The organism is Nonomuraea terrae (assembly GCF_044465245.1).
Lineage (GTDB): Bacteria > Actinomycetota > Actinomycetes > Streptosporangiales > Streptosporangiaceae > Nonomuraea > Nonomuraea terrae.
Map to the genome: position 1 here is coordinate 981234 of NZ_JBITLL010000006.1, position 24971 is coordinate 1006204.

General features: G+C 70.2%; 21 protein-coding genes and 1 riboswitch. Of the genes, 10 read left to right on the forward strand and 11 right to left on the reverse strand.

Translation table 11 applies throughout. From position 1 onward, the window contains the following. Positions 1 to 29 precede the first annotated feature (29 nt). The gene (locus ACIBP6_RS34010) at positions 30 to 2054 is read right to left on the reverse strand and encodes an adenylate/guanylate cyclase domain-containing protein (protein ID WP_397057915.1); all 2025 of its coding nucleotides are present in this window, start codon (positions 2052 to 2054) and stop codon (positions 30 to 32) included. Positions 2055 to 2249: 195 nt separating this feature from the next. Here ACIBP6_RS34010 and ACIBP6_RS34015 point away from each other — a divergent pair, with 195 nt between their 5' ends. After that, entirely contained in the window at positions 2250 to 3194 is a 945-nt protein-coding gene (locus ACIBP6_RS34015; protein ID WP_397057916.1) for a hypothetical protein, read from the forward strand. Positions 3195 to 3243: 49 nt separating this feature from the next. Here ACIBP6_RS34015 and purL read toward each other — a convergent pair whose 3' ends face one another. The 4 genes from purL to purS form a co-directional block, all read right to left on the reverse strand. After that, positions 3244 to 5544 carry a phosphoribosylformylglycinamidine synthase subunit PurL gene (gene purL / locus ACIBP6_RS34020; RefSeq protein WP_397057917.1) on the reverse strand — a complete coding sequence of 767 codons (2301 nt, stop codon included), beginning with the start codon at positions 5542 to 5544 and terminating at the stop codon, positions 3244 to 3246. After that, the gene (purQ, locus tag ACIBP6_RS34025; RefSeq protein WP_397057918.1) at positions 5541 to 6224 is read right to left on the reverse strand and encodes a phosphoribosylformylglycinamidine synthase subunit PurQ; all 684 of its coding nucleotides are present in this window, start codon (positions 6222 to 6224) and stop codon (positions 5541 to 5543) included. The genes purL and purQ overlap by 4 nt, the downstream gene beginning before the upstream one ends. Positions 6225 to 6404: 180 nt before the next feature. Next, positions 6405 to 6791, reverse strand: coding sequence for an ATP-binding protein (locus tag ACIBP6_RS34030; RefSeq protein WP_397057950.1), 387 nt, complete (start codon positions 6789 to 6791; stop codon positions 6405 to 6407). Between the two features lie 221 nt (positions 6792 to 7012). After that, positions 7013 to 7258 carry a phosphoribosylformylglycinamidine synthase subunit PurS gene (gene purS / locus ACIBP6_RS34035; protein ID WP_111182494.1) on the reverse strand — a complete coding sequence of 82 codons (246 nt, stop codon included), beginning with the start codon at positions 7256 to 7258 and terminating at the stop codon, positions 7013 to 7015. A 249-nt stretch (positions 7259 to 7507) separates the two neighbouring features. Between purS and pdhA the strand changes: the two genes are divergently transcribed. The 4 genes from pdhA (at position 7508) to ACIBP6_RS34055 (ending at position 11402) form a co-directional block, all read left to right on the forward strand. Further along, positions 7508 to 8599, forward strand: coding sequence for a pyruvate dehydrogenase (acetyl-transferring) E1 component subunit alpha (gene pdhA / locus ACIBP6_RS34040; RefSeq protein ID WP_397057919.1), 1092 nt, complete (start codon positions 7508 to 7510; stop codon positions 8597 to 8599). Further along, positions 8596 to 9576: an alpha-ketoacid dehydrogenase subunit beta gene (locus tag ACIBP6_RS34045; RefSeq protein WP_132608207.1), complete on the forward strand. Its 981-nt coding sequence runs from the start codon at positions 8596 to 8598 to the stop codon at positions 9574 to 9576. The genes pdhA and ACIBP6_RS34045 overlap by 4 nt, the downstream gene beginning before the upstream one ends. A gap of 10 nt (positions 9577 to 9586) precedes the next feature. Continuing rightward, positions 9587 to 10993 carry a dihydrolipoamide acetyltransferase family protein gene (locus ACIBP6_RS34050; RefSeq protein WP_397057920.1) on the forward strand — a complete coding sequence of 469 codons (1407 nt, stop codon included), beginning with the start codon at positions 9587 to 9589 and terminating at the stop codon, positions 10991 to 10993. A gap of 115 nt (positions 10994 to 11108) precedes the next feature. Beyond that, on the forward strand, positions 11109 to 11402 hold the full coding sequence (locus ACIBP6_RS34055) for a Dabb family protein (RefSeq protein WP_397057921.1): 294 nt from the start codon (positions 11109 to 11111) through the stop codon (positions 11400 to 11402). Positions 11403 to 11408: 6 nt separating this feature from the next. On the opposite strand, the gene ACIBP6_RS34060 is transcribed toward ACIBP6_RS34055, so the two are convergent. Continuing rightward, positions 11409 to 11633 (reverse strand): DUF6458 family protein, encoded by a 225-nt coding sequence (locus ACIBP6_RS34060; RefSeq protein WP_132608201.1) that lies wholly within the window; start codon positions 11631 to 11633, stop codon positions 11409 to 11411. A gap of 276 nt (positions 11634 to 11909) precedes the next feature. After that, positions 11910 to 13715: an acyl-CoA dehydrogenase gene (locus ACIBP6_RS34065; protein WP_397057922.1), complete on the reverse strand. Its 1806-nt coding sequence runs from the start codon at positions 13713 to 13715 to the stop codon at positions 11910 to 11912. 101 nt (positions 13716 to 13816) lie between these two features. Between ACIBP6_RS34065 and ACIBP6_RS34070 the strand changes: the two genes are divergently transcribed. From ACIBP6_RS34070 to ACIBP6_RS34080, 3 genes are all read left to right on the forward strand, one after another. Then, on the forward strand, positions 13817 to 14614 hold the full coding sequence (locus ACIBP6_RS34070; protein ID WP_397057923.1) for a class I SAM-dependent methyltransferase: 798 nt from the start codon (positions 13817 to 13819) through the stop codon (positions 14612 to 14614). Positions 14615 to 14630: 16 nt separating this feature from the next. Then, a riboswitch (guanidine-III (ykkC-III) riboswitch) is annotated at positions 14631 to 14699 on the forward strand. Between the two features lie 33 nt (positions 14700 to 14732). Next, positions 14733 to 15047: a DMT family transporter gene (locus ACIBP6_RS34075; protein WP_132608193.1), complete on the forward strand. Its 315-nt coding sequence runs from the start codon at positions 14733 to 14735 to the stop codon at positions 15045 to 15047. A 32-nt stretch (positions 15048 to 15079) separates the two neighbouring features. After that, the gene (locus ACIBP6_RS34080; RefSeq protein ID WP_397057924.1) at positions 15080 to 15463 is read left to right on the forward strand and encodes a VOC family protein; all 384 of its coding nucleotides are present in this window, start codon (positions 15080 to 15082) and stop codon (positions 15461 to 15463) included. A 2-nt stretch (positions 15464 to 15465) separates the two neighbouring features. On the opposite strand, the gene ACIBP6_RS34085 is transcribed toward ACIBP6_RS34080, so the two are convergent. Further along, positions 15466 to 15915: a hypothetical protein gene (locus tag ACIBP6_RS34085; protein WP_397057925.1), complete on the reverse strand. Its 450-nt coding sequence runs from the start codon at positions 15913 to 15915 to the stop codon at positions 15466 to 15468. A 76-nt stretch (positions 15916 to 15991) separates the two neighbouring features. On the opposite strand from ACIBP6_RS34085, the gene ACIBP6_RS34090 reads away from it, so the two are divergent. Beyond that, on the forward strand, positions 15992 to 16921 hold the full coding sequence (locus ACIBP6_RS34090; protein WP_397057926.1) for a GNAT family N-acetyltransferase: 930 nt from the start codon (positions 15992 to 15994) through the stop codon (positions 16919 to 16921). Here the strand turns inward: ACIBP6_RS34090 and ACIBP6_RS34095 are convergent. Then, positions 16916 to 18922: a molybdopterin-dependent oxidoreductase gene (locus ACIBP6_RS34095; RefSeq protein ID WP_397057927.1), complete on the reverse strand. Its 2007-nt coding sequence runs from the start codon at positions 18920 to 18922 to the stop codon at positions 16916 to 16918. The two genes, ACIBP6_RS34090 and ACIBP6_RS34095, sit on opposite strands and share 6 nt — an antisense overlap. A 199-nt stretch (positions 18923 to 19121) precedes the next feature. On the opposite strand from ACIBP6_RS34095, the gene ACIBP6_RS34100 reads away from it, so the two are divergent. Further along, positions 19122 to 21497: a YbhN family protein gene (locus ACIBP6_RS34100; RefSeq protein WP_397057928.1), complete on the forward strand. Its 2376-nt coding sequence runs from the start codon at positions 19122 to 19124 to the stop codon at positions 21495 to 21497. A 3-nt stretch (positions 21498 to 21500) separates the two neighbouring features. On the opposite strand, the gene mgrA is transcribed toward ACIBP6_RS34100, so the two are convergent. Further along, positions 21501 to 22484: an L-glyceraldehyde 3-phosphate reductase gene (mgrA, locus tag ACIBP6_RS34105; RefSeq protein WP_397057929.1), complete on the reverse strand. Its 984-nt coding sequence runs from the start codon at positions 22482 to 22484 to the stop codon at positions 21501 to 21503. After that, positions 22481 to 24571, reverse strand: coding sequence for a S9 family peptidase (locus tag ACIBP6_RS34110; protein WP_397057930.1), 2091 nt, complete (start codon positions 24569 to 24571; stop codon positions 22481 to 22483). The genes mgrA and ACIBP6_RS34110 overlap by 4 nt, the downstream gene beginning before the upstream one ends. Positions 24572 to 24971 lie beyond the last annotated feature (400 nt).

Here is a 24971-nt window from a genome sequence, read left to right on the forward strand (position 1 = left end):
CCGATTATGACGCTTTGCGTGTTGCGCTGTTATTGCAGGTCGGTCAGAACGTACGCGGTGACGAGCTCCTCCTTGCCTTTCAGGCTCAGCGGTCCCAGAGGCTTCACCTTCACGCCATCGCCGAGTTGCCGCAGCGTGGTCTCGCCGATGACCACCGTGCCGGGCTCGGCGATGCCCTGGAGGCGGGCGGCCACGTTCACGCAGTCGCCCATCGCGTTGAAGCCGCGCAGCTCAGGGCTGCCGATGTTGCCCACCAGCGCAGGGCCGGTGTTGACGCCGACGCGGAACGTCGGCCACTCGATGCCGTCCTCGCGCTTCCAGGACATCTCCTCGGCCACCTCGGCGGCGGCCCGCTGCATCGCCAGCGCCGCCCGGCAGGCCGCGTGCGCGTGCCCGGTCTGCGTGGCCGGGGCGTTGAACAGGGCCAGCAGCGCGTCACCGACGAACTGCACGATCGTGCCGCCGTTGTTGAGTATGCAGGGCACGGCGGCCGTGTGGTAACGGTTGAGCATCTCCACGATCTCGCCGGGCGAGACCTTCTCCGAGAACGTCGTGAAGCCCTTGAGGTCGGCGAAGAGCGCGGTCAGCTCCTTCAGTTGCCCGCCCAGCTCGGCCTGCGACGGGTCGGCGAGCAGCGCGTGCGCGACGTCGGGCGACATGTACTGGTGGAAGAGCGTGTCCAGCTCGCGGTAGAGGCGGGCGTTCTCCAGCGAGATCGACAGCTGCCCGGCCAGCGTCGCGGCCAGGGCCTCGTCCTGGCGGGTGCCGCCGACGGGCACCTCCAGCACGCCGGCCAGGTTGCCCTTGACGGTGAGCGGGAAGGCCAGCAACCCGTCGCGGCGGATCGGGTTGCCGTCCTTGAACTGGTACTCCCGCGAGCCGACCTGCGTCTTGCCGCCGGACACCAGGGCGATCTTGACGTCCCCGTACGCCTGCCGCGCCCGGTCCAGTGAGGCTGTCAGCAGTTCGTCCTCGGGCAGGCCGATCCGGGTCTGGGCGCTCACCTCGACGAGCGCGGAGAGCCGCTGGGACAGCTCCCGCTCGTGGGCCAGCGCCTCGCCCGCCCGGTCGAGCACCGCGACCTGGCCCTCGTTGAGCCGGAACTTGCCCGACAACCGGGCCGCGGCGAGCGGCTCGCCCCGGCGTACGTGCTCGACCATCTCTTCCAGGGCCTGGTCGTAGTCGCGGCGGATGCGCGCCACGGTGCCCGACAGCGCCACCGAGTCGAACAGCCCGGCGCTCGACCCCTCGCGCCTGAACTGCAGGTACGCGCTGTAGGCCACGAACACGAAGGCCAGCGTGAGCAGGATGTGCCACTCCCACCACGACAGGTGCCAGTTGAGCTGCGACATGCCCGCGATCATCGCCTCGGCCAGCAGCGCGTACGCGGTGAGCAGGCTGACCAGCATGGCCGACGGGCGCCGTCGGTGCAGCAGGAACATCATCACGCTCGCCGCCGTGAACAACACCAGCCCCGGCACCGACACCCACATCAGCCAGTCGATGGGCGAGATCTCCGGCGGCGCGCTGAGCGGTGTCAGCCCGGGCACCAGCGACGCGACGCCCCAGAGCAGCATGAACGCGACGAGCACGGCGCGGATGGCGCTCTGGGCCTCCAGCACGGCCTTGGCGGCCCGCTCGCCGAGCGGCAACGCCGAGGCGAACGCGAACACCGCCGCGATCGACAGCCCCACCTGGTGGTCCAGGTCGAACCCCACCGAGCCGGCCGGCAGGATGATCTTCGGTGTGGCGAGCCCGTGCAGGAACAGGAAGCCGGCGCTGCTCAGGAAGACCATGGACACGAGGAACAGCCGCGCGTCCTGCCGCTGCCGCGCGGTCTCGCTGACGAGGAAGCCGAGGACGACGCTGATCCCGGCGACGGCCAGGATCATCCAGAAGTGGCTGGGGTTGTGCTGCCAGACGATGTTGATGTCCGGCTGCGCCAGCAGCAGCCAGAGGCCGAGCAGCGGCAGAGCCAGGTGGATGACCCAGACACCGCCTCGCACGGGTTGGGTGGCCGGCGGCAGGTACGGAGCTTGATCAGGGGTTGGCACAGACCTGATTATCCTCGCTACCAACTCGTTACCAATGCGTACTTTTACTCAATAAGTGGCTAACAGCTGGTCAAACTGGTCAGTAACACTCTGTTTTGTGATGGATACGTTATGTCATGACCGCCATCCGTTGGAACGGTTGAAGCGTGTTTCTCATGCACACCATGAGCATCACTGGTTCCTGGAAGGACAACCGTGGCTATCAAGGTTCGCGGTGGGCGTACGGTCACGCTCGCTGCCGTCGGAGCGCTGGCCGCCTCGCTTCTCACCGTGGGTGGCGTCGCCACCGCTTCGTCCGCCGCCGCCGAGGTGCACGCCTGCGTGCACAAGAAGTCCCGGTACGCGCGCATCGTCAACCCGACCACCCAGTGCCGCAAGACCGAGGTCCGGATCCTGGTCGGCGGCGGTGGCACCTCCACCACCACCGTTCAGACGGGCGAGCAGGGCCGGACCGGCCCGCGCGGCCCGCAGGGCCCGCAAGGGCCGCAGGGCGTCAAGGGCGACACGGGCCCGACCGGCCCCCACGGCAGGCAGGGCACGCAGGGCCCCAAGGGCGACCCCGGCCCACAGGGTCCGAAGGGCGAGCAGGGCCCGAAGGGGGAGCAGGGCCCGAAGGGGGAGCAGGGCCCGAGGGGTGCGACCGGTCCGCAGGGTCCAGAAGGCGACGACGGCAAGAACGGCGTGCCGGGCAAGGACGGCGCCCCCGGCCCGCAGGGCCCGAAGGGCGATCGCGGCCCCGAGGGTCCGAAGGGCGACCGCGGTTCCCAGGGCCTCCAGGGCCCGAAGGGCGACTCCGGGACGAGCTACGTCTCCTACACCAGGACGGAGTCCATCGGCTCGACCGGATCGCAGAGCGTCAGCTGCGGCAACGGCGGCATGGCCACCGGCGGCGGCTTCTCCTTCGACACCCTCAAGAACGCCGTCGTCATGAGCAGCGCCCCCGGCGGCTCCGGCAGCTGGACCGTCACCGTGGCGAAGGACGACAACGGCAACAAGGACGTCAACGACGCCAAGGGCGGCGATGAGCCCAAGGGCGGCGCGTTCGGCTCGTCCTCCGAGACACCGGCGGGCGGCAGGCCCGGCGACAACGGCACCAGCGTCAGCGGCACCGTCTACGTCGTCTGCCTGAAGAAGGCGTAACGAGAAGGGCCGGCACGGTGACCCCGTGCCGGCCCCTCCCGTGAAACCGTCAGCCGAACAGCGCCGGCAGCGCCGCCGAGTGCGTCTCGCGCAGCTCCTCGACCGGCACCTCGAAAACGTCCTTGACGTCCAGCGACGTGCCGCCGGTGACGCCGAGCCCGTAGCAGGGCACCTCGTGGCGCGCGCACAGCGAGGCGAACTCGTCGTACGCCTCCGGCCGCACCGCGACCAGCGCCCGCGCCGCCGACTCGCTGAACAGCTCGGTGAACGCGTCACCGCACAGCTCCACCGAGGCCCCGACGCCTCGCGCCAGGCAGGACTCCGCGAGCGCGACGGCCAGGCCGCCGTCGGACAGGTCGTGGGAGCCCTCCAGCAGGCCGCGGCTCGCCGCCTCGACGAGCACGGTCGCGAGAGCCTGCTCCGCCTCCAGGGCGGCCTGCGGCGGCAGCCCGCCCAGGTGGCGGTGGACGACGTGGGCCCACTCCGAGCCGCCGAACTCCTCGTGGGTGTCGCCCAGCAGCACCACGCGCAGCCCCTCGGCGACGAACCCGGTCGGCACCCGCTTGGCCACGTCGTCGATGACGCCGAGCACCCCCACGACCGGAGTCGGGTTGATGGCGGTCGAGCCGGTCTGGTTGTAGAAGGAGACGTTGCCGCCGGTCACCGGCACGCCGAGCGTCTTGCAGGCGTCGGCCAGCCCGCGCACGGCCTCGGCGAACTGCCACATGACCTCGGGGTCCTCGGGCGAGCCGAAGTTGAGGCAGTTGGTGACGGCCAGCGGCTTGGCCCCGGTCACGGCCACGTTCCGGTACGCCTCCGCCAGCGCCAGCTGCGCCCCCGCGTACGGGTCGAGCTTGGCGTAACGGCCGTTGCCGTCGGTGGCCAGCGCGATGCCGCGCGTCGTCGGCTCCGCCCCGGCGATGGACTCGGAGATGCGCAGCATGCCCGAGTCGGCCGGCTGCGCCAGCACGGTGTTGGAGCGGACGTAGCGGTCGTACTGGGAGGTCACCCACTCCTTGGAGGCCAGGTTGGGCGAGCCGAGCAGCTTCAGCAGCGTCGCCCGCAGGTCGGCGGGGCGCTCCAGCCGGTCGGGCGCGTCGGCGTTGAGCGCGGCCTGCCCGGCGGGCTCGTGGAAGGGCCGCTCGTAGACGGGGCCCTCGTCGGCCGCGGTGCCCGGCGGGATGTCGACGATGACCTCGCCGTCCCACGTCATGACCAGGCGGCCGGTGTCGGTCACCTCGCCGATGACGGTGGCCGGGACGTCCCACTTGGCGCAGATCGCCATGAACGCGGGGATGTCGTCGGGCCGGACCACGGCCATCATCCGCTCCTGGGACTCGCTCATGAGGATCTCCTCGGGCCTGAGCGAGGGGTCACGGAGCGGGACGAGGTTGAGGTCGACGTCCATGCCGCCGGTGCCCTTGGCGGCCAGCTCGGTGGTGGCGCAGGAGACGCCGGCCGCGCCGAGGTCCTGGATGCCGACGACGACGTCGGCGGCGTACAGCTCCAGGCAGCACTCGATGAGCAGCTTCTCCATGAACGGGTCGCCCACCTGCACGGCGGGCCGCTTGGCCTGCGACTCGTCCTCGAACGTGGCAGAGGCGAGCACGGACGCGCCGCCGATGCCGTCGGGGCCGGTGGAGGCGCCGAACAGCACGACCTTGTTGCCCGGCCCCGGCGCGGTGGCGAGCTTGATCTGGTCTTTGCGCAGCAGGCCGACGCACAGGGCGTTGACCAGCGGGTTGCCGATGTAGCAGGGGTCGAAGACGACCTCGCCGCCGATGTTGGGCAGGCCCAGGCAGTTGCCGTAGTGGCTGATGCCCTCGACCACGCCGGGCAGCACCCTGCGGGTGTCGACCGCGTCGGCCGCGCCGAAGCGCAGGGAGTCCATCACGGCGATCGGGCGGGCGCCCATCGACATGATGTCGCGCACGATCCCGCCGACGCCGGTGGCCGCGCCCTGGTGCGGCTCGACGTAGGACGGGTGGTTGTGCGACTCGATCTTGAACGTGGCCGCCCAGCCGTCGCCGATGTCGACGACGCCGGCGTTCTCGCCCATGCCCACGAGCAGCGCCTCGGACTTGGGCGCCTTGGTGGCGAACTGCTTCAGGTGCACCTTGGACGATTTGTACGAGCAGTGCTCGGACCACATGACGCTGTAGATGGCCAGCTCGGCACCGGTGGGACGGCGGCCCAGGATGTCTTTGACCCGGTCGTACTCGTCCTGCTTCATCCCCAGCTCGGCGAAGGGCATCGGCTCGTCGGGCGTCGCGGCCGCCCGCACCACGCTGTCGGTCGGACGACCGACAGCGTCGCCGTGTTCGCTGGGTCGCTCGCTGCGCTCGCTCATGCGTTCACCAGGTTCTTGAGGATGGACGTGAAGAAGCCCAGGCCGTCGGTGCTCGGGGCGCCGACCAGCTCTTCCACCGCGTGCTCGGGGTGGGGCATGAGGCCGACGACGTTGCCGGCCTCGTTGCGGATGCCGGCGATGTCGTTGAGCGAGCCGTTGGGGTTGCCGCCGAGGTAGCGCACGACGACGTGGCCGCCGGCCTCCAGCGCGGCCAGCGTGTCGGTGTCGGCCACGTAGCGGCCCTCGCCGTGCTTGACCGGCAGCACGATCTCCTGGCCCGCCTCGAACGCGTTGGTCCACGCGGTCGCGGTCTGCTCGACGCGCAGCCTCTGGTCGCGGCAGACGTAGTGGAGCGAGCCGTTACGGGTCAGCGCGCCGGGCAGCAGGTGCGCCTCGCACAGGATCTGGAAGCCGTTGCACGTGCCGATCACGGGCAGCCCGGCCTTCGCGGCCGGGACGATCTCCTCCATGAGCGGCGCGAACCGGGAGATGGCGCCGCAGCGCAGGTAGTCGCCGTAGGAGAAGCCGCCGGGCAGGAAGACGGCGTCGACCCCGTTCAGGTCGCGGTCGGCGTGCCACAGCGGAACCGCCTGCGCGCCCACCAGGCGAACGGCTCTGGCGGCGTCCTGGTCGTCGAGAGTTCCTGGAAACGTGACTACGCCCACACGGGCAGCGCTCATGACAGTCGTCCCCTCCGAGGATGCGCGCGCACGCGCCACCGTCACTTCGGGGTGGACGGTGGTCAGCGGCGGTGTAATCCAGCCTAACGGGTGCTGCCAGGTGGTCCGCATCGGCTCAGAGGCCGTACGGAGGCGCAGGTCAGAACGGGCGGCAGGTCAGACGGCAGGTCAGACGGCAGGTCAGACGGCGGCCAGCTCGCGGGGACGGGCGTCGGCCTCGTCGTCCCAGGCGAGCAGCTTGCGCAGGTGGACCGTGGTGCCCCGGCCGGGCGTGACGCCGAAGGAGATCTCGTCGACCACCGAACGCATGATCAGCAGGCCGCGGCCGTTCTCGGTGTCGGGAGGCGGGAAACAGCGGGGCATCGTCGGGACGCCTTCGCCGTTGTCGGCGACGCGGACGTCGCACTGGCCGTAGCCGATCGACGCGGTCACCTCGTAGCGGTTGGCCGGCCCTCCGTGCCGGACGGCGTTGGAGCAAGCCTCGGAAACGGCGAGCAGCATGTCGGCGATGCAGGTCTCGCTCACGTGAAGTGAACGCATCGCGTCGCCCAGCACCCGCCTGACCATCGGTATGCCGATCGCATCCCGAGGCAGTGCCAACGAGAACTCAATATCCACCGGACTCCTCCGGGCTCCGGAATGTCACCTGGAGTAGGTTTCCCTGTGAAATTGGGGCTAACCGCAAAATCACGTTGTTGTTATTTAGTGTTGGCACGCCCGTGGGATTGTGACACGTCCGAACCCCACTTTAACCCCCCAGGGGGAAACCAGTGCCCCAAATGTGACTTCTACCCCTCAACCCGGACGCTGTAGTCCTCAATCACGGTATTGGCCAAGAGCGTCTCTGCCATCTTGCGTACCTCGGCGAGAGCCGCCTCGTCGGCCGCGCCTTCGAGCTCGATCTCGAAGCGCTTGCCCTGGCGCACGGAGGAGACGCCGGAGAAACCGAGCCGGGGCAGCGCCCTGGCGATGGCCTGGCCCTGAGGGTCGAGGATCTCGGGCTTCAGCATGACGTCCACGATGACGCGGGCCACGTGCGTTCCTCCTGGGAGCGAGCGGGGTGATGGGAAGGACAGCCTACCGGCGCGCAACGGCCGCCTGACGGCGCGTGTGGCCGACGACACAACGGGAACGGGGAGAACATGGGGCTTGCGCACCGGGCTGTGATGTCTGCCACGATGGCCCCGAACGCGTACGAATCAACACCTCCCGGTTCGTCGCAGAGGAGGCCTGGCTAAGGTGGCAACCCCACCGAGACCGGCCCTGACCAGCAGGAGTGGCACGTGACAACCGACGCCTCTCGTGGTGCCGAGGCACCTCCGGATCTCGTCCAGCTGCTTACCCCGGAAGGGGAGCGGGTCGAGCATCCCGACTACGACATCGACCTGACGCCGGAGGAGGTGCGGTCGCTCTATCGCGACCTGGTGCTCGTCCGGCGCATCGACCTGGAGGCCGTGGCCCTGCAACGCCAGGGCGAGCTGGGCATCTGGGCCTCGCTGCTGGGTCAGGAGGCGGCCCAGATCGGTTCCGGCCGCGCGCTGACCGACGCCGACATGGCCTTCCCCACCTACCGCGAGCACGGCGTGGCCTGGTGCCGCGACGTCGACCCCGTGAAGCTGCTCGGGTTGTTCAGGGGAGTGAACCACGGCGGGTGGGACCCGAAGGAGCACAACTTCCACCTCTACACGATCGTGATCGGCAGCCAGACGCTGCACGCGGTCGGCTACGCGATGGGTATCCAGCGCGACGACGCCAACGCCGCCACCATCGTCTACTTCGGCGACGGCGCGACCTCGCAGGGCGACGTCAACGAGTCGTTCATCTGGGCCAGCGTGTTCAACGCGCCCATCGTGTTCTTCTGCCAGAACAACCAGTGGGCCATCTCCGAGCCGCTGGAGAAGCAGACTCGCATCCCCCTCTACCGCCGCGCCTCCGGCTTCGGCTTCCCCGGCATCCGGGTCGACGGCAACGACGTGTTCGCCTGCCTGGCGGTGACCCGCAAGGCGCTCGAAGCGGCCCGCACCGGGCAGGGGCCGACGCTCGTCGAGGCGTTCACGTACCGGATGGGGGCCCACACCACCACCGACGACCCGACCCGTTACCGGGTGGCCAGCGAGCTGGAGGCGTGGAAGCTCAAGGACCCGATCGAGCGGGTCAAGGCGTACCTGTTCAAGAACGAGCATGCCGACCAGGAGTTCTTCGACTCCGTGGCCGCCGAGGCCGACCAGCTCGGCGCCGACCTGCGCCGACGCTGCCTGGCGTTGCCCGACCCCGGGCCGCTCGCCATCTTCGACCACGTCTACAGCGAGCCCCACGCGCTGATGGAGCAGGAGCGCGCCCAGTTCGCCGCGTACTTGGAGGGGTTCCAGGCATGACGACGATGAGCCTGTCCAAGGCGCTCAACGAGGGCATGCGCAAGGCCATGGAGGACGACCCCAAGGTCCTCATCATGGGGGAGGACGTCGGCAAGCTGGGCGGCGTCTTCCGGGTCACCGACGGGCTGCAGAAGGACTTCGGCGAGGACCGCGTCATCGACACGCCGCTGGCCGAGTCGGGCATCATCGGCACCGCGATCGGCCTGGCGCTGCGCGGGTACCGCCCGGTGTGCGAGATCCAGTTCGACGGCTTCGTCTTCCCGGCCGCCGACCAGATCATCACGCAGCTGGCCAAGATGCCGATGCGCTCGCTCGGCGCGATCAAGCTGCCGGTCGTCGTCCGCATCCCCTGCGGTGGCGGCATCGGCGCGGTCGAGCACCACAGCGAGTCGCCTGAGGCGTACTTCACCCACACGGCCGGCCTGCGGGTCGTGGCGTGCTCCAACCCGGCCGACGCGTACACGATGATCCAGCAGGCCATCCGCAGCGACGACCCGGTGATCTTCTTCGAGCCCAAGCGCCGCTACTGGGAGAAGGCCGACGTCGACACCTCCTCCGCCGACTGGTGGACACCGCTGCACGCGGCCAGGACCGTACGCCAGGGGTCCGACGTCACGCTGCTGGCCTACGGGCCGATGGTCAAGACGTGCCTGGAGGCGGCCGCGGCGGCCGCGGAGGACGGGCGTTCGCTGGAGGTGATCGACCTGCGCTCGCTCAACCCGCTGGACGAGCCCGCGGTCATGGACTCCGTACGCCGGACCGGGCGGGCCGTGATCGTGCACGAGGCGCCGGTCAACAGCGGCTTCGGCGCGGAGCTCGCGGCCAGGATCACCGAGCGGTGCTTCTACCACCTGGAGGCGCCGGTGCTGCGCGCCGGTGGCTTCTCGACCCCCTACCCCCCGTCGAAGCTGGAGGAGCACTACCTGCCCGATCTGGACCGGGTGCTCGACGCTGTCGACCGGACCTTCGGTTACTGAGGGGAGTGCGATGCGACGCGAGTTCAAGCTCCCCGACGTCGGCGAGGGCCTGACGGAGGCGGAGATCGTCCGCTGGCACGTCAAGGCGGGCGACGAGGTCAAGGTCAACCAGATCGTCGTGGAGATCGAGACGGCGAAGTCCATCGTCGAGCTGCCCATCCCGTGGGACGGCGTGGTCGGGGCCCTGCTGGCGGAGGAGGGCCGCACGGTCGAGGTCGGCATGCCGATCATCGCCGTGGACACGGCGGAGCCGGGCGGTGAGCCCGCGCGCCCGTCGGCCGAGGACGCCGAGAAGGTGGTGCCCAATCCGCCGGAGGAGGGCGCGGTCGAGCCCGGGACCCACGGCAGCCCGGCGCCGAAGGAGGAGCGCCAGTCGGTCCTGGTCGGCTACGGCGTCAAGACCGGGGCCACCAGGCGCCGTCCGCGTAAGGAGCCGCCGTCGCGCGGCATCCCGGCCAACCCGGTGGCGAACCCGTCCCGGGTGGAGGTGGACGGCCCGCCGTCCGCGGCCCCGGCAGCGCAGGGCCCGCCGCCCGCCGCTCCCGCGCCGCCGCGGCGTCCCGCCGTCCTGGCCAAGCCCCCGGTGCGCAAGCTGGCCAAGGACCTCGGCGTCGACCTGTCGGAGGTCTCGGGCACGGGCCCCGAGGGCTCGATCACCCGCGAGGACGTCCACGCCGCGGCTACGGCGCCGCAGCCGGTCGCCACGCGGCCGCAGGAGGGGGAGGAGCGCATCCCGGTCAAGGGCGTGCGCAAGATGACCGCCCAGGCCATGGTGGCCAGCGCGTTCACCGCCCCCCACGTGAGCACGTGGCTGCAGGTGGACATGACCGGGACGATGGAGGCGGTGCGGCGGCTGCGCGCCCTGCCCGACTTCGCCGAGGTCAAGGTCTCGCCGCTGCTGCTGGTGGCCAAGGCGATGCTGACCGCGGTACGCCGCCACCCGATGATCAACTCGTCGTGGGACGAGGCGGCCCAGGAGATCGTGGTCAGGCACTACGTGAATCTCGGCATCGCCGCGGCCACCCCGCGCGGGCTGGTGGTGCCGAACGTCAAGAACGCTCACACCCTGGCGCTGCCCGAGCTGGCCGCGGCGCTGGCCGAGCTCACCGAGACGGCCAGGGCGGGCCGCACGCAGCCGGCGGAGATGTCCGGCGGCACGATCACCATCACCAACATCGGCGTGTTCGGCGTCGACGGCGGCACCCCGATCCTCAACCCCGGCGAGTCGGCCATCCTCGGCTTCGGGCAGGTCAGGGACATGCCGTGGGTGGTCGACGGCCAGCTCGCGGTGCGCAAGGTGGCCACCCTGTCGCTCTCGTTCGACCACCGGGTCGTCGACGGCGACCTCGGCTCGTCGTTCCTGCGCGACGTCGGCGCCATGCTGGAGGATCCCCTCCGCATGCTCGCCTGGAGCTGAATCCGGCGGCCGCCGGGAGGACCCCTCCCCCGGCGGCCGCCGTGGCGGGACACCCGCACCCACTCATGCCAGAGCGACACGACCCGCCCTCAGATACATCGATAAAGTGACCGGCATGATCCGCCACATCGCGATGTTCACCTGGACCGCAGAGGCCACCGACGAGCAGAAGGCCGCGGTGGCCACCGCGCTCAACGAACTGCCCGGCCTCATCCCGCAGATCCGCTCCTTCGCCGCCGCCCCCGACGCGGGCATCAACCAGGGCAACTACGACTTCGCGGTGGTGGCCGACTTCGACAGTGCCGACGACTTCCTGGTCTACCGCGACGACCCGCGGCACCAGGCGGTCATCGCCGAGCGCATCAAGCCGATCCTCGCCTCGCGCGCCGCCGCGCAGCTGAGCCTCTAGATCCCTCTAGATCTCCGGCGGCCGGTTCTCGCGGTGCATCAGCCGGTCGTCCGACGTGCGGCCCCGCCTCGGGGCCAGCACGACGCTCAGCACGATGCCCGCGCCACCGACGATCATGAAGATGAGGCCCACGATGTCCATGTGGACGGCATCTCCGAACACGTCAGGCTCGATCGCGAACCTCAGGATGGCGCCGAGCGTGAGGAAGAAGATGCTGACCCCGACACCCATGAGCGACCTCCAGGCAATGAGCGAGTACAGCCAGGGTCATACCCGGGTATAGATGGTCCACCCGTCGCAATCAGGCCAGGCACGACAGCGGCCGCCGTTGCGAGCACGCCGTCGGCGAGGATCTGCTCGCGCACGCCCTCGCGGCCGGCGATCGCGGCCCGCTGCCGTCGGGCTGCAGGTAGGCGGCGCCGATATCCGGCGAGCATCCCGTTCTCATGGCAGAACGCCCGCGCATACTCGCGCGGGCGTTCTGGCGGTGCGGTGGGCTGGTGCGGCCTAGAAGGCCTCCTCCGGGAGCTCCATGAGCTCCAGGCCGGTGGAGGTGAGCACGCGCCGCTCGGCGGCCAGCCGGGGCAGCACGGTCTTGGCGAAGAACGACGCCGCGCCGACCTTGCCCTGGTAGAACGGGTCCTCGGCCTCCGACAGCCGGGCCAGGGCCACCTCGGCCTGGCGCAGCAGCAGCCAGCCGATCACCAGGTCGCCCAGCGCGAGCAGGAACCGGGTGGTGTTCAGGCCGACCTTGTAGACCTCCGAGGCCGACTCCATCGAGCTGATCGCCCAGCCCGCCATGGTGTCGCCCATGACCTTGACGTCCGCGGCGGCCTCGGCGAGCAGCTTGCGCTCCTCCTTGAGCCGCCCGTTGCCCGCCTCGGAGCCGGCGAACTCGTTGATCTCGGCCAGCAGCCTGCCGACCGCGGCGCCCTGGTTGCGCAGGATCTTCCTGAAGAACAGGTCCATGCCCTGGATCGCCGTCGTGCCCTCGTACAGGGAGTCGATCTTGGCGTCGCGGATGTACTGCTCGATCGGGTAGTCCTGCAGGTAGCCGGAGCCGCCGAGCGTCTGCAGCGAGCGCGAGAGCATCTCGTACGACCGCTCCGAGCCGACGCCCTTGACCAGCGGCAGCAGCAGGTCGTTCATCTCCTCGGCCTGCCGGTCGGCCGGGTTGATCAGCAGGGTGTCCTGGAACGTGGCGGTGTAGAGCACCAGGGCGCGCATGCCCTCGGTGTACGCCTTCTGCAGCATGAGCTCGCGCCGGACGTCCGGGTGGTGGGTGATGGGCACCCGGGGGGCGGTCTTGTCGCTCTGCCGCGTCAGGTCGGCGCCCTGCAGGCGGGCCTTGGCGTACTCCAGGGCGTTGAGGTAGCCGGTGGAGAGCGTGGCGATGGCCTTGGTGCCGACCATCATGCGGGCGTGCTCGATGACCATGAACATCTGCTTGATGCCCTCGTGCGCGTCGCCGACCAGCCAGCCGACGGCGGGGTGCTTGTCACCGAAGGTGAGCTCGCAGGTCGTGGAGACCTTCAGGCCCATCTTCTTCTCGACGTTGGTGACGTAGACGCCGTTGCGCTCGCCCAGCTCGCCGGTCTCCAGGTCCACGTGGTACTTCGGCACCAGGAACATCGACAGGCCCTTGGTGCCGGGGCCGTGGCCCTCGGGGCGGGCCAGCACGAGGTGGAAGATGTTCTCCGACAGGTCGTGCTCGGCGCTGGTGATGAAGCGCTTGACGCCCTCGACGTGCCAGGTGCCGTCGGGCTGCCGCACCGCTCTGGCCCGGCCGGCGCCGACGTCGGAGCCGGCGTCCGGCTCGGTGAGGACCATCGTGGCGCCCCAGTTGCGCTCGATGGCCAGCTCGGCGAAGCGCTTCTGCTCCTGCGTGCCGAGCTTCCACAGCGTGTAGGCGAAGTTGGGGCCGGCCGCGTACATGTAGAGGGCCGGGTTCGCGCCCAGCACCATCTCGGCGGTGGCCCAGGCGAGGCTGCGCGGGATGCCGGGGCCGCCCAGGTCGGCGGGCAGGTCGAGGGCCGCCCAGCCGCCGTCGACCAGGGCCTTGTAGGACTTCTTGAAGCCCTCCGGCACCTTGACGGTGGCGGTGGCCGCGTCGAACACGGGCGGGTTCCTGTCGCCCTCTTCGAAGGAGTCGGCCAGTACGCCGGTCGCGAGGCGGTTGACTTCGTCGAGGATGCTGCGGGCGACGTCCTCGTCCATGTCCGCGAAGGGCCCGGTGCCGAGGATCTCGCGTCTGCCGAACACCTCGAAGAGGTTGAACTCCAGGTCGCGCAGGTTGCTCTTGTAGTGGCCCATGGGCGTCGATCTCCTTGAACCGAGGGGTTGTACCGGCGAGTAACCTTACTCCCGAATGCTACCCGCGGGTAACCAGGGGCATGCATGGCATGCTCGTCGTCATGGACGCCGAAGAACTCGCCGCCCGGTGGCGTGAGCGACTGGAATCGTGGGCGATCCCCGACGAGATCCTGGCCAAGGCTCCCGTCGATCCGTGGAGTCACTCGCCGCAGAGGTTCGGCACCCGTACCGACCGTGCGCTGGCCGAGCCCGACGACGGCCCCACCATGCAACGCCTGGCGGAGGCCCTCCCCGAGGAGGGCACGCTGCTCGACGTGGGCGCCGGGGCGGGAGCCTCCTCCCTGCCGCTCAGCGGCCGGATCGGCCATCTGTACGCGGTGGACACCTCGCGGGCCATGCTCGACGGGCTGACCTCGCGGGCCGAGAAGCTGGGCGTCCCCGTCACCGCGGTCGAAGGCCGCTGGCCCGACGTGGCCGACCGGGTGCCGGTGGCCGACGTGAGCGTGGCCGCGCACGTCGTCTACAACGTGCCCGATCTGGCCCCGTTCCTGCGCGCGCTCGACTCCAGGACGAAGGGCAGGGTCGTGCTGGAGCTGACCCACCGCCACCCCATGAGCTGGCTGACGCCGCTGTGGCAGCACTTCCACGGCATCGACCGGCCGGTGCGGCCGGTCGCGGAAGACTGCGTGGCGCTGGCGGCGGCGCTCGGCTTCGCCGTGCGGGTGGAGGAGCGGGAGGCGCCGCTCGAACGGTTCTCCTCGCTGGAGGAGCTGGCCGCCAGCGCGTGCCGGCGGGCCTGCCTCGACCCCGCGCGGGCCGACGAGGTGGCCGCGACCGCGCTGGAGCTCGGCATGTGGCCCCTGCCCCGTGACCGGTGGGTCACCATCTGGTGGGAATGATCCTTACATCGGCCCTGTTCACCCTGTGAGCCTCAGGGCTCCCGGACGAGACGCGCCGTACCCGGACACGCCAAGACGACGCATCCGTGTAGGTCTCAGGTCCAGGGGAGTCATCTCAATGGCATGGATCGTTCTCGTGCTGGCCGGTCTCTTCGAGGTCGCCATGGCGCTGTCGCTCAAACTCAGCAACGGTTTCACCCATCTGTGGTGGAGCCTGTCGTTCCTCACCACGGCCGTGCTCAGCTTCGGCCTGCTCTCGTACGCCATCAAAACGCTTGAAGTGGGCACCGCGTACGCCGTCTGGACCGGCATCGGGGCGGCGGGCACGGCGGTGCTCGGCATGCTCCTGCTGGGCGATCAGGTCTCGGCGGGGCGGCTGCTCTTCATCGGCCTGATCCTGGCCGGGGTGATCGGGTTGCGAACACTCGCTTGACGGCTTAGGTGGTGTCGCGATTGGGTGAGGGCATGATCGAGATTCATGCCGTCACCATCGACGCCGCCGACCCGTACGCGATCGCCTCCTGGTGGAGCAAGGTCACCGGGCTGCCTCTGGGGGAGGGAGACAAGCCCGGCGACGACGACGTCGTGCTGCGCACCAGGCAGGACCCGTTCCTGCTGTTCCAGCGCGTGCCCGAGGGCAGGACGGTCAAGAACCGGCTGCACCTCGACGTCAACGGCACCGAGGGCAGGACCCGCGACCAGGAGGTCGAGTGGCTGCTGGGCCAGGGCGCGACGGTCTTCGAGGACCACCGCAACCCCGACGGCAGCGGCTGGGTGACCATGCTCGACCCCGAGGGCAACGAGTTCTGCGTCTGCCGCAGCCAGGCGGAGCGGGAGTCGCAGGTCTGAGGTCATCGGGCCGACTGCGCTCGTCCCTTCATCGTGACGGTCAGGATGCCGGCGATCAGATAGACGAGCGCGCCGTGCCACAGGGAGTCCACGGCCGCGCCGAAGACGCCCTCGCCGTCGAGCACGAGCTGCACGGGGTAGTCCAGCACAGCCGTGATGCCGGCCGGCAGGAGCGAGAACTTCCACGGGTGCTGCAACGACCACAGGCGGGCCTGGCGGGTCACCCGGTCGCCCTCGTTCGGCCGCGCGACCGACCCGATCGCGGCGATCAGGGCGAACAGGCTGATGCCCAGCCCCAGCGCCCAGGACAGGTCGCCGCCGCCCGTCACCAGGCCGAGGCCGAGGCTGGTCGCGGAGACGACGCCGCCGCCGATGGCGGCGGCCTTCCAAGGAGCGCCGCGCAGCGCGGCGCCCGACAGCGAGACCTCATCGCGTCGACTGATTTCGTTCATGTCCTCATGCTGTCTTTTGACCCACCCTGGGGGCATCGGGGACGGACCCTGAACCGTCCCTGACATGATGCGGGACATGAGGGACATCGAGATTGTGCGGCTTGGCCCGGACGAGGGGGAGCGGCTGAAGCAGGTACGGCTCCGCGCGCTGCGCGACACGCCGGACGCCTTCGCCTCCACCTACGAGAGCGAGAGCGCCTTCCCGGCCGAGACCTGGGCCGAACGCCTGACGAACCCGGAGTCGCGCTGGTGGGTGGCCCGCGTCGGCGACGGCACGGACGTGGGCCTGGTGTGCCTGCGCATGGAGGAGACCGGGGGACACCTGCTGTCCATGTGGGTCGCGCCGGGGGCCAGGGGGTCGGGCGTCGGCTCCCGGCTGGTGGACGCGGCCGTCGCCTGGACCCGCGACGCCGGCGCCGAACGGGTGCGACTGTGGGTCGTGGACGCCAACGAGGGCGGCCGCGCGTTCTACCTCCGCAAGGGGTTCACGCCGAGCGGCCGGACCGGCGTGCTGACCCGCGAGTCCGGCCCCGACTCCCCTGAGACCGAGTACGTGATGTCGCTGATCTTCCGCCAGGCCCGCAGGGACGACGTGCCCGCGATCGTCGCCATGCTGGCCGACGACCCGCTCGGGGCCCGGCGCGAGGGCGACCCCGCCGACGAGCGCTACCTGGCCGCCTTCGACCGGATCGACGCCGACCCGTACGACGAGCTGATCGTGGCCGAGATCGACGGCAAGGTGGTGGGCACGATGCAGCTGACGTACCTGGCCGGGCTGTCACGGCTGGGCGCCGAGCGCTGCCAGATCGAGGCCGTACGCGTCGCCGCCTCCGCCCGGAGCCAGGGCCTCGGCGGCAAGATGATCCGGTGGGCGATCGACCGGGCGCGCGCCCGCGGGTGCGCGATGGTGCAGCTGACCTCCGACAAGTCCCGCGCCGAGGCCCACCGCTTCTACGACCGGCTCGGGTTCGTCCAGTCCCATGTGGGTTACAAGCTCGCCCTATGAGACGGGGCTGAGCTCCACCAGGTTGTCGTGGAAGCCGGGCCCCCGGCCCATGTCACCGTCCCGCTCGGCCACGACGGCGTTGGGGTTGGCGCCGCCGGGGCTGAGCTTGGGCCAGCGGCCCTTCGGCGAGGCCACCACCCCGGCGGCCACCCGGTCGCTGATCTCCACGTCGGCCAGGAACCCGCCGCCGTCGTTGTGCACGCGCACCCGCTGCCCGGCGCTCAGCCCGCGGGCCGCCGCGTCGGCCGGGTTGACCAGCACCACCGGGTCCTTGGCCCGCCGCCGCAGCTCGGGGTTGTTGCCGAAGGTCGTGTTGAGGAACGTGTGCGGCGCCGGCGTCACCAGCGTCAACGGGTACGCCGAGCGCCCCGCCGAGGCCGTGTGCGACGGCACGTACGCCTGCCCGGCCGGCGGGAAGCGCAGCCGCCCCGACGGCGTCGGGAAGCCCTCGGCGAACGGCGCGAACGGCTGGGGGTAGTTCATCCGCACCCAGCCCTCCTTGCGCAGCCGGTCGAGCGTGATGCCCTCCAGCGACGGGTGCCCGCTCGACAGCAGCTGCTCGGCCAGCTCCAGGTCCGAGTCGAACAACGACGGCTCGGTCATCCCCATGTGCGCCGCCAGCCTGCGGAACGTCTCCGTCGTCGACAGGCACTCGCCCGGCGGCTCCACGGCCGGCTCGTTCCACAGCAGGTACAGGTGGCCGTAACCGGCGTGCAGGTCGTGGTGCTCGGTCTGCATGGTGGCCGGCAGCACGATGTCGGCGTAGTCGACGGTGTCGGTCGGGAACTGCTCCATGACCACCGTGAACAGGTCCTCGCGTTCGAGCTGCCGCCGGATCGCGTTCGCGTCGGGCGTGGAGCCGACCGGGTTGGCGGCGTACACCCACAGGCACCTGACGTCGTCGAGCTGCGAGGCCAGCTTGCTCATCACCCGGGTGCGCACCGGCTTGGCCAGCAGGTCGTCGCGGGTGTCGATGGTGAAACGCACGTGGTCGCTGGTCGAGTACGCCACCCCGCCGCCCGGGTGCCGCCAGTCGCCGGTCACGCCGGGGATCGCGGCGATCGTGCGCAGCGCGGTGCCGCCGCCCTTGTGCCGCTGCAGGCCCTGCGTGGCCCGGATCGCGGTCGGCCGGGTGTGCGCCAGCCTCATCCCCAGCCTGTGGACGGCCTCGGCCGGGATGCCGGTGATCTCCGCCACCCGCTCGACGGGGTGGCTCAGGATCTCCTGCCGGAAGTCCTCCCAGCCCTCGGTGTGCTCGGCCAGGAACTCCTCGTCCTGCGCGTTCTCCGCCAGCACCACGTTGAGCAGGCCGAGCGCGAGCGCCGCGTCGGTGCCCGGCCTGATCGCCAGGTGCTCGTCGGCCTGGTCGGCCGTCCTGGTGCGGATCGGGTCGATGGCGACGACATGGGCGCCGTCCGCGCGGGCGTCCTGGATGAACTTCCACAGATGGTGGCCGCTGGTCAGCGTGTTCGTGCCCCACAGCAGGATCAGCTTGGACAGCGCGAAGTTCTCCGGGTCCATGCCGGCCGCGGTGCCGTTCGTCCGCCGCAGGCCGGTGCTGCCGGCCGCCGAGCAGATGTTCAGCCAGTGTTTGGAGGCGCCCAGCATGTTCCAGAACCGCCGCCCGGCCACGCCCTCACAGCCCTGCAGGTAGCCGAGCGTGCCGGTGCCGAGGTAGGGCCAGACGGCCTCGCCGCCGTGCTCCTCGACGATGCCGCGCAGCCGTACGGAGATCTCGTCGAGCGCCTCGTCCCACGTGATCCGCTCGAACTGCCCGGACCCCTTCGGCCCGGTACGCCGCATCGGGTACAGGATGCGGTCATCAGCCTGCGTGTGCTCCAGATACCGGTTGACCTTCACGCAGAGTGCGCCCCTGGTGTAGGGCTGGTCGGGGTTGCCCCGGAGCTTGACGGCCTTGCCGTTCTCGACGGTGACCACCCACGAACAGGTATCCGGGCAGTCCAGCGGACAAGCCCCCAAAACCCTCAGTTCACCCGACATGCGTTACAGCGTATGCCGGGGAAATACGGAGGTGAACGGGGGAAGGCGACCGTGTAGCCTGCCACCTGCGACGGGGACGACTCAGGACACTGCAAGCTAGACGACGTACAGGTCCGGCCGGGAAGGTGCAGAATCACTGTCGGTGGCCGATATCAGCGCACGAGATGACACGGAGGACCTCGCGAAAGGGGATCCCGCCGTGGCCCAGTCACGCTCCGACACCGACGTCTACGTCGTCGAGCCGCTGCTGCCCCAGCGCCTGCGGCGGCCGTCCGATCTGCTGCGCTTCTTCGCCACGCTCATCGTGCTGGCCGCGGTCGTCCTGCTCGCCCTGGTCGCCAAGCAGACGCTGATCGGCCTGGAGGCCGACGTCAAGGAGGGCGCCGAGCTCGTACCGCCGCTCGGCCGGATCGCCGCCTTCCTCGGCGGCGCGGCTGTGCTCATCGTGCCCGCCGCCTTCGCCGTCGAGCGCGTCTTCCACCGCGACGGCCTGCGGGTCGCCGAAGGTCTGATCGCCGCCATCATCGGCATGGCCGGGTCGTTCCTGCTCGGGCAGTGGCTCATCTCCGGCACCCTCGACGACCTGCGCGTGCTGCTCACCGGCGACCGCACCATCGAGCCGCTCAACACCCTGCTCACCTCGGTCGTCGCGTACGCCACCGCGGTCCGCATCTCCCGCCGCCCCACCTGGCGGATGCTGATGTGGACCACGATCGCCCTCTACATCCTGGCGTTCTTCTCCGGCCGCCAGATCACCATCCCCAGCGCCATCGTCACGGTCCTGGTCGGCATGGCCATCGGCTACGCCACCCTGTACGGCGTCGGCAGCCCCAACACCCGCCCGCCCGGCAGCGCCGTGGTCGCCGCCCTGCGCAAGCTGTCGTTCTCCCCGGTCTCCGCCCGCCGCATCGAGGACGACCACCAGGGCAGCCGCCGCTACGCCATCGGCCTCGAAGACGGCACCAGCCTCGACGTGACCGTGCTCGACCGCGACCGCCAGGTGGCCGGGCTGCCGTACCGGCTGTGGCGGCGCATCAGGCTCAACTCCGAGACCAGGCGCCGCGCGATCCGTTCGTTGCGCGCCGAGCTCGAACGCGAGGCCCTCATGGCGTACGCCGCCCAGGCGGCCGGCGCCAGCACGCCCCGCCTGCTCGGCACCAGCGAGATCGGCACCGAGGCCGCCCTGCTCGCCTACGAGCACCTCGACACCCGCCCGCTCGACGAGGTGCCCGACGAGGAGATCGACGACGACCTGCTGGCCCAGATCTGGGAGCAGGTCGGGCTGCTCCAGATCCAGCGCCTGGCCCACCGCCGCCTCACCGGCGACGGCATCCATCTCGACAAGGCCGGCCGGATCGTGCTGACCGACCCGCGCAGCGGCGAGATCGCCGCCGGCGACCTGCTGCTCCGCCTCGACGTCGCCCAGCTGCTCACCTACCTGGCGCTGCGCGTCGGCCCCGAGCGCTCGGTGCGCGCTGCGGCGGCCGTGATGGGCCCCGACGCGCTGGCCGCGGCGATACCGCTGCTCCAGCGCATCGCCCTGACCAGGGAGACGCGCTCGGCGCTGGCCAAGGCCAAGCACGTGCTGCCCGAGATCCGCGAGCAGATCGTCGCGCTGCGGCCGCAGAACAGGGTCGAGGAGGTTCGCCTCGAACGTTTCCGCCCCCGCACGCTGATCACGATCATCGCCGGCGCGGTCGCCGCGTACATCGTGCTGTCCCAGCTCAGCCAGGTCGACCTCTACCGGGTGGTGACCACGGCCAACTGGGCCTGGTCGGGGGTCGCGCTCGTCGCGTCGTTCGTCAGCTTCGTGGCCGCCGCGCTCATGCTGCGCGGCTTCGTGCCCGAGCACCTGCCGCTCTGGCGCACGGTGCTCGTGCAGTTCGCGTCGTCGTTCGTCAAGCTGGTCGCGCCCGCCGCCGTCGGCGGGGTCGCGATCAACACCCGCTACCTGCAGAAGCGCGGCATCCGGCCGGCGAGCGCGGTGGCCAGCGTGGGCGCCTCGCAGCTCATCATGCTGGTCTTCCACATCGCGCTGCTGCTGCTGTTCGCCTACATCACCGGCTCCAGCACCGCGACGTCCTTCACACCCTCGCGCGGGCTCGTCCTCGCGCTGCTCGCGCTGGCGCTGCTGGTCGTGGTGGTGCTGGGCGTGCCGCCGCTGCGCAGGCTGGTGACCGCGCGGATGCACAAGCTGTTCTCGAACGTGCTGCCGAGGCTGCTCGACGTGCTGCAGTCGCCGCGCAAGATGGTCGAGGCGTGCGTCGGCACCCTCATGATCACCATCGCGTTCGTGGTCTGCCTGTACGCCTGCGTGTGCGCGTTCGGCGGCGACATCAGCTTCACCGCCGTCGCCGTCGTCTACCTCACGGCCAACGCGATCGGCTCGGCCGCGCCCACACCGGGCGGTCTGGGCGCGGTCGAGCTCGCGCTCGCGGCGGGCCTGACGGTGGCGGGCGTGCCGCGCGAGCTGGCCACCTCCGCCGTGCTGCTGCACCGGCTGCTCACGTTCTGGCTGCCGGTGCTGCCGGGCTGGGCGTCCTTCACCTACCTCCAGCGCAACGATGCCCTCTGACGGTCAGCGGCCGGACGTCACCTCGTCGATCGCCTTCAGCTCGTCCTCGGTGAACGCGGGCCCGTCGACGCAGGCCACGTTGTCCTCCAGCTGCCGCACGCTGCTGGCGCCGATCAGCACACTCGTCACCCGCGGGTCCCTGAGCGTCCACGACAGCGCCATCTGCGCGAGCGTCTGCCCCCGCCCGCCGGCGATCTCGTTGAGGCCGCGCGCCAGCTCGCGGTCGATCTTGTCCTCGCTCAGGAACCGGCTGGTCGCCGCCCGCGAGTCGGCCGGCACCCCGTCGAGGTAGCGGTCGGTCAGCAGCCCCTGGGCCAGCGGCGAGAACACGATGCAGCCCATCCCCGCCTCCTCCAGCACGTCGAGCAGCCCGCCCTCGATCCACCGGTTGATCATCGAGTACGAGGGCTGGTGGATGAGCAGCGGAGTGCCCAGCTCGCGCATGATGCGCGCGGCCTGGGCGGTCTGCTCGGCTGAATAGTTGGAGATGCCCGCGTACAGCGCCTTGCCCGAGCGCACCGCCCGGTCGAGCGCGCCCATGGTCTCCTCCAGCGGCGTCTCCGGGTCGGGGCGGTGGCTGTAGAAGACGTCCACGTAGTCGAGCCCCATGCGCTGCAGCGACTGGTCGAGGCTGGCCAGCACGTACTTCCGCGACCCCCACTCGCCGTAGGGGCCGGGCCACATGTCGTACCCCGCCTTGGTGGAGATGATCAGCTCGTCCCGGTACGGCGCGAAGTCCTCGCGGAAGATGCGCCCGAAGTTCCGCTCCGCCGACCCGTACGGCACGCCGTAGTTGTTGGCCAGGTCGAAGTGCGTCACCCCGAGGTCGAACGCCCGGCGCAGGATCGCCCTGGAGTTCTCGATCGGCCGGTTGTCGCCGAAGTTGTGCCACAGGCCCAGGGAGACCACGGGCAGCTTGAGCCCGCTGCGTCCGCTCCTGTTGTACGGCTGGCGCTCGTAACGCCGTTCGTCGGCCTGATAGGTCATGCCGTGCCCCTCTCGATGATCCACGCGAGGGCGAAGGCCTCCTCCCGCCAGGCGTCGTAACGCCCGCTCCGCCCACCGTGCCCCGCGCCCATCTCCGTCTTCAGCAGGAACGGTCCGCCGGAGGCGGTCGCCCGCAGCCTCGCGATCCACTTCGCCGGCTCGTGGTAGAGCACGCGCGTGTCGTTCAGGCTGGTGATCGCCAGGATCGGCGGGTACGGCCTGCCGTCCACGTTCTCGTACGGCGAGTAGCTCTTCATGTAGGCATAGACGTCGGGGTTGTGTAGCGGATCGCCCCACTCGTCCCATTCGATCACAGTCAGCGGAAGCGACGGATCCAGGATGGTGTTGAGCGCGTCCACGAAGGGCACCTCGGCCACGACGCCCGCGAACTCCTCGGGCGCCAGGTTCGTCACCGCGCCCATGAGCAGCCCGCCCGCCGAGCCGCCCCTGGCGATGACCCGCTCGCTCCAGCCGGTCGCCTTCATGTGCCTGGCCACGGCCACGAAGTCGGTGAACGTGTTGCGCTTCCTGGTCAGCTTGCCGTCCTCGTACCAGCGCCGGCCCATCTCGCCGCCGCCCCGCACGTGGGCGACCGCGAAGACGAACCCCCGGTCGAGCAGCGACAGCCGCGGGACGGAGAAGCCGGGGTCGATGGAGGTCTCGTAGCTGCCGTAGCCGTACAGCAGGGTCGGGGCGGGCTTGGCCGCGTCCTTGCGCTTCACGATGGACACGGGGACCCTCGTGCCGTCCTCGGCCGTGGCCCACTCGCGGAACTGCTCGTAGTCGCCCGGGTCGTAGCCGCCGAGCACAGGTCGCTGCTTGAGCAGGATCAGCTCGTGCGTGTCGAGCTCGTAGTCGTACACGCTGGGCGGGGTCACCATGCTCGTGTACGCCAGCCGCAGCCGCCTGGTCGTGAACTCGGGGTTGCCTGCCGGGTTGACGTCGTAGAGCGGCTCGGGGAAGTCGATCTCGTACGCGTTCCGCTCCGACGCCTCGACCCGCTCGCGCCACGACCGCCCGTCGGCGCTGTACGGGAGCACCCGCAGCCCGGTCAGCCCGTCGCGGCGGAAGTGCACGACCGCGTGGTCGGAGAACGCGTCGATCTCCAGCAGCCGGGTGTCGTCGCGGTGGGCGATGAGCGGGGTCCACGTGCCGGGGTCGTCGAGGGGCGCGGTGGCCAGCTCGAAGTTCTCGGCGTTCTCGTTGTGCAGGACGTAGAAGAAGTCGCCCGCGTGCTCGACGCCGTACTCGACGCCGGTCGTGCGGGGGCGAACGACGCGGAACTCACCCGTGGGGTCGGTCGCGTCGAGGATCCGCACCTCGCTGGTGATCTTGCTGCCGGCGCCCAGCACCAGGTAGCGCTCGCTGCGCGTCAGGCCGATGCCGACCCAGTACTTCTCGTCGCTCTCCTCGTAGACGAGCGCGTCCTCCTGGGAGCCCAGGGCGTGCCGGTAGACCTGGTACGGCCGCCAGGCGTCGTCCACGCGCGTGTAGAAGAAGGTCGAGCCGTCGGCCGACCAGGCGCCGCCGTAGAAGATGTCGGTGATCTCGTCGGGGAGCAGCTCGCCCGTCTCGAGGTTCTTGAACCTCAGCGTGAACCGCTCGTCGCCCTTGTAGTCGGTGGAGTAGGCGAGCATGGTGCCGTCGGGGGAGACCGCGCTCGTGCCCATCGAGAAGAACGCGTTGTCGCCGGCCAGCTCGTTGCCGTCGAGGATCACCTGCTCGTCGGCGAGGCGGACTCCGGGGATGATCTCCGGGGGCGCGTCACCGTCGGCCGGCATCCGGCAGGACACCGCGTACTGCTTGCCCTCCTCCGTACGGGTGAAGTACCACCACGCGCCCTTGCGGCTGGCCACCGACAGGTCGGTCTCCTGGGTGCGGCCCTTGATCTCCTGGAACACCTGCTCCTGGAGGTCCGCCAGGTGAGCGGTCTGCTGTTTGAGGAACGCGTTCTCCGCCTCCAGATAGGCGGTGGTGTCGGGATCTTCCTTGTCGGTCAGCCAGGCGTACTCGTCGATGACGGTGTCGCCGTGATGTGTCCGCTTCGTCGGGACCTTCTTCGCCACTGGCGGCGTGTTGCTGCTCACGTGGGGAGTCTATGTTCGGTTGTGATCGTTCTGTTGCCGGAGAACGAGACGAACCGGCCTGAGGCGCCGGAGAGCGCTGCTAATCTTGAGGAGCCGACGCGGTGCGGCACAACCTCCTCCTTCACTTCGGTGACTTTGGTGTGTTGTGTGCTCGTTGCGCCGGTAATCCCGCTGACCCCAGGTCGCGCGATCGATTCGCAGAACGGTCGAGTGGCTGGTAAGTTAGAGGGGTTGTCTCCGAAAGGGGGCAGGCTTAATTCCCACAGATCGAGCAAGTCCGGTCAATTTGACAGGAACTTGAACGACTGAAAGAATAAAGCCACAACGAAAGACGAAATGAACGCCTCCGAGCGGGGATCACGAAAGTGGTTCTGGTGAGGAAGTACGCGTCCGTTTCTTG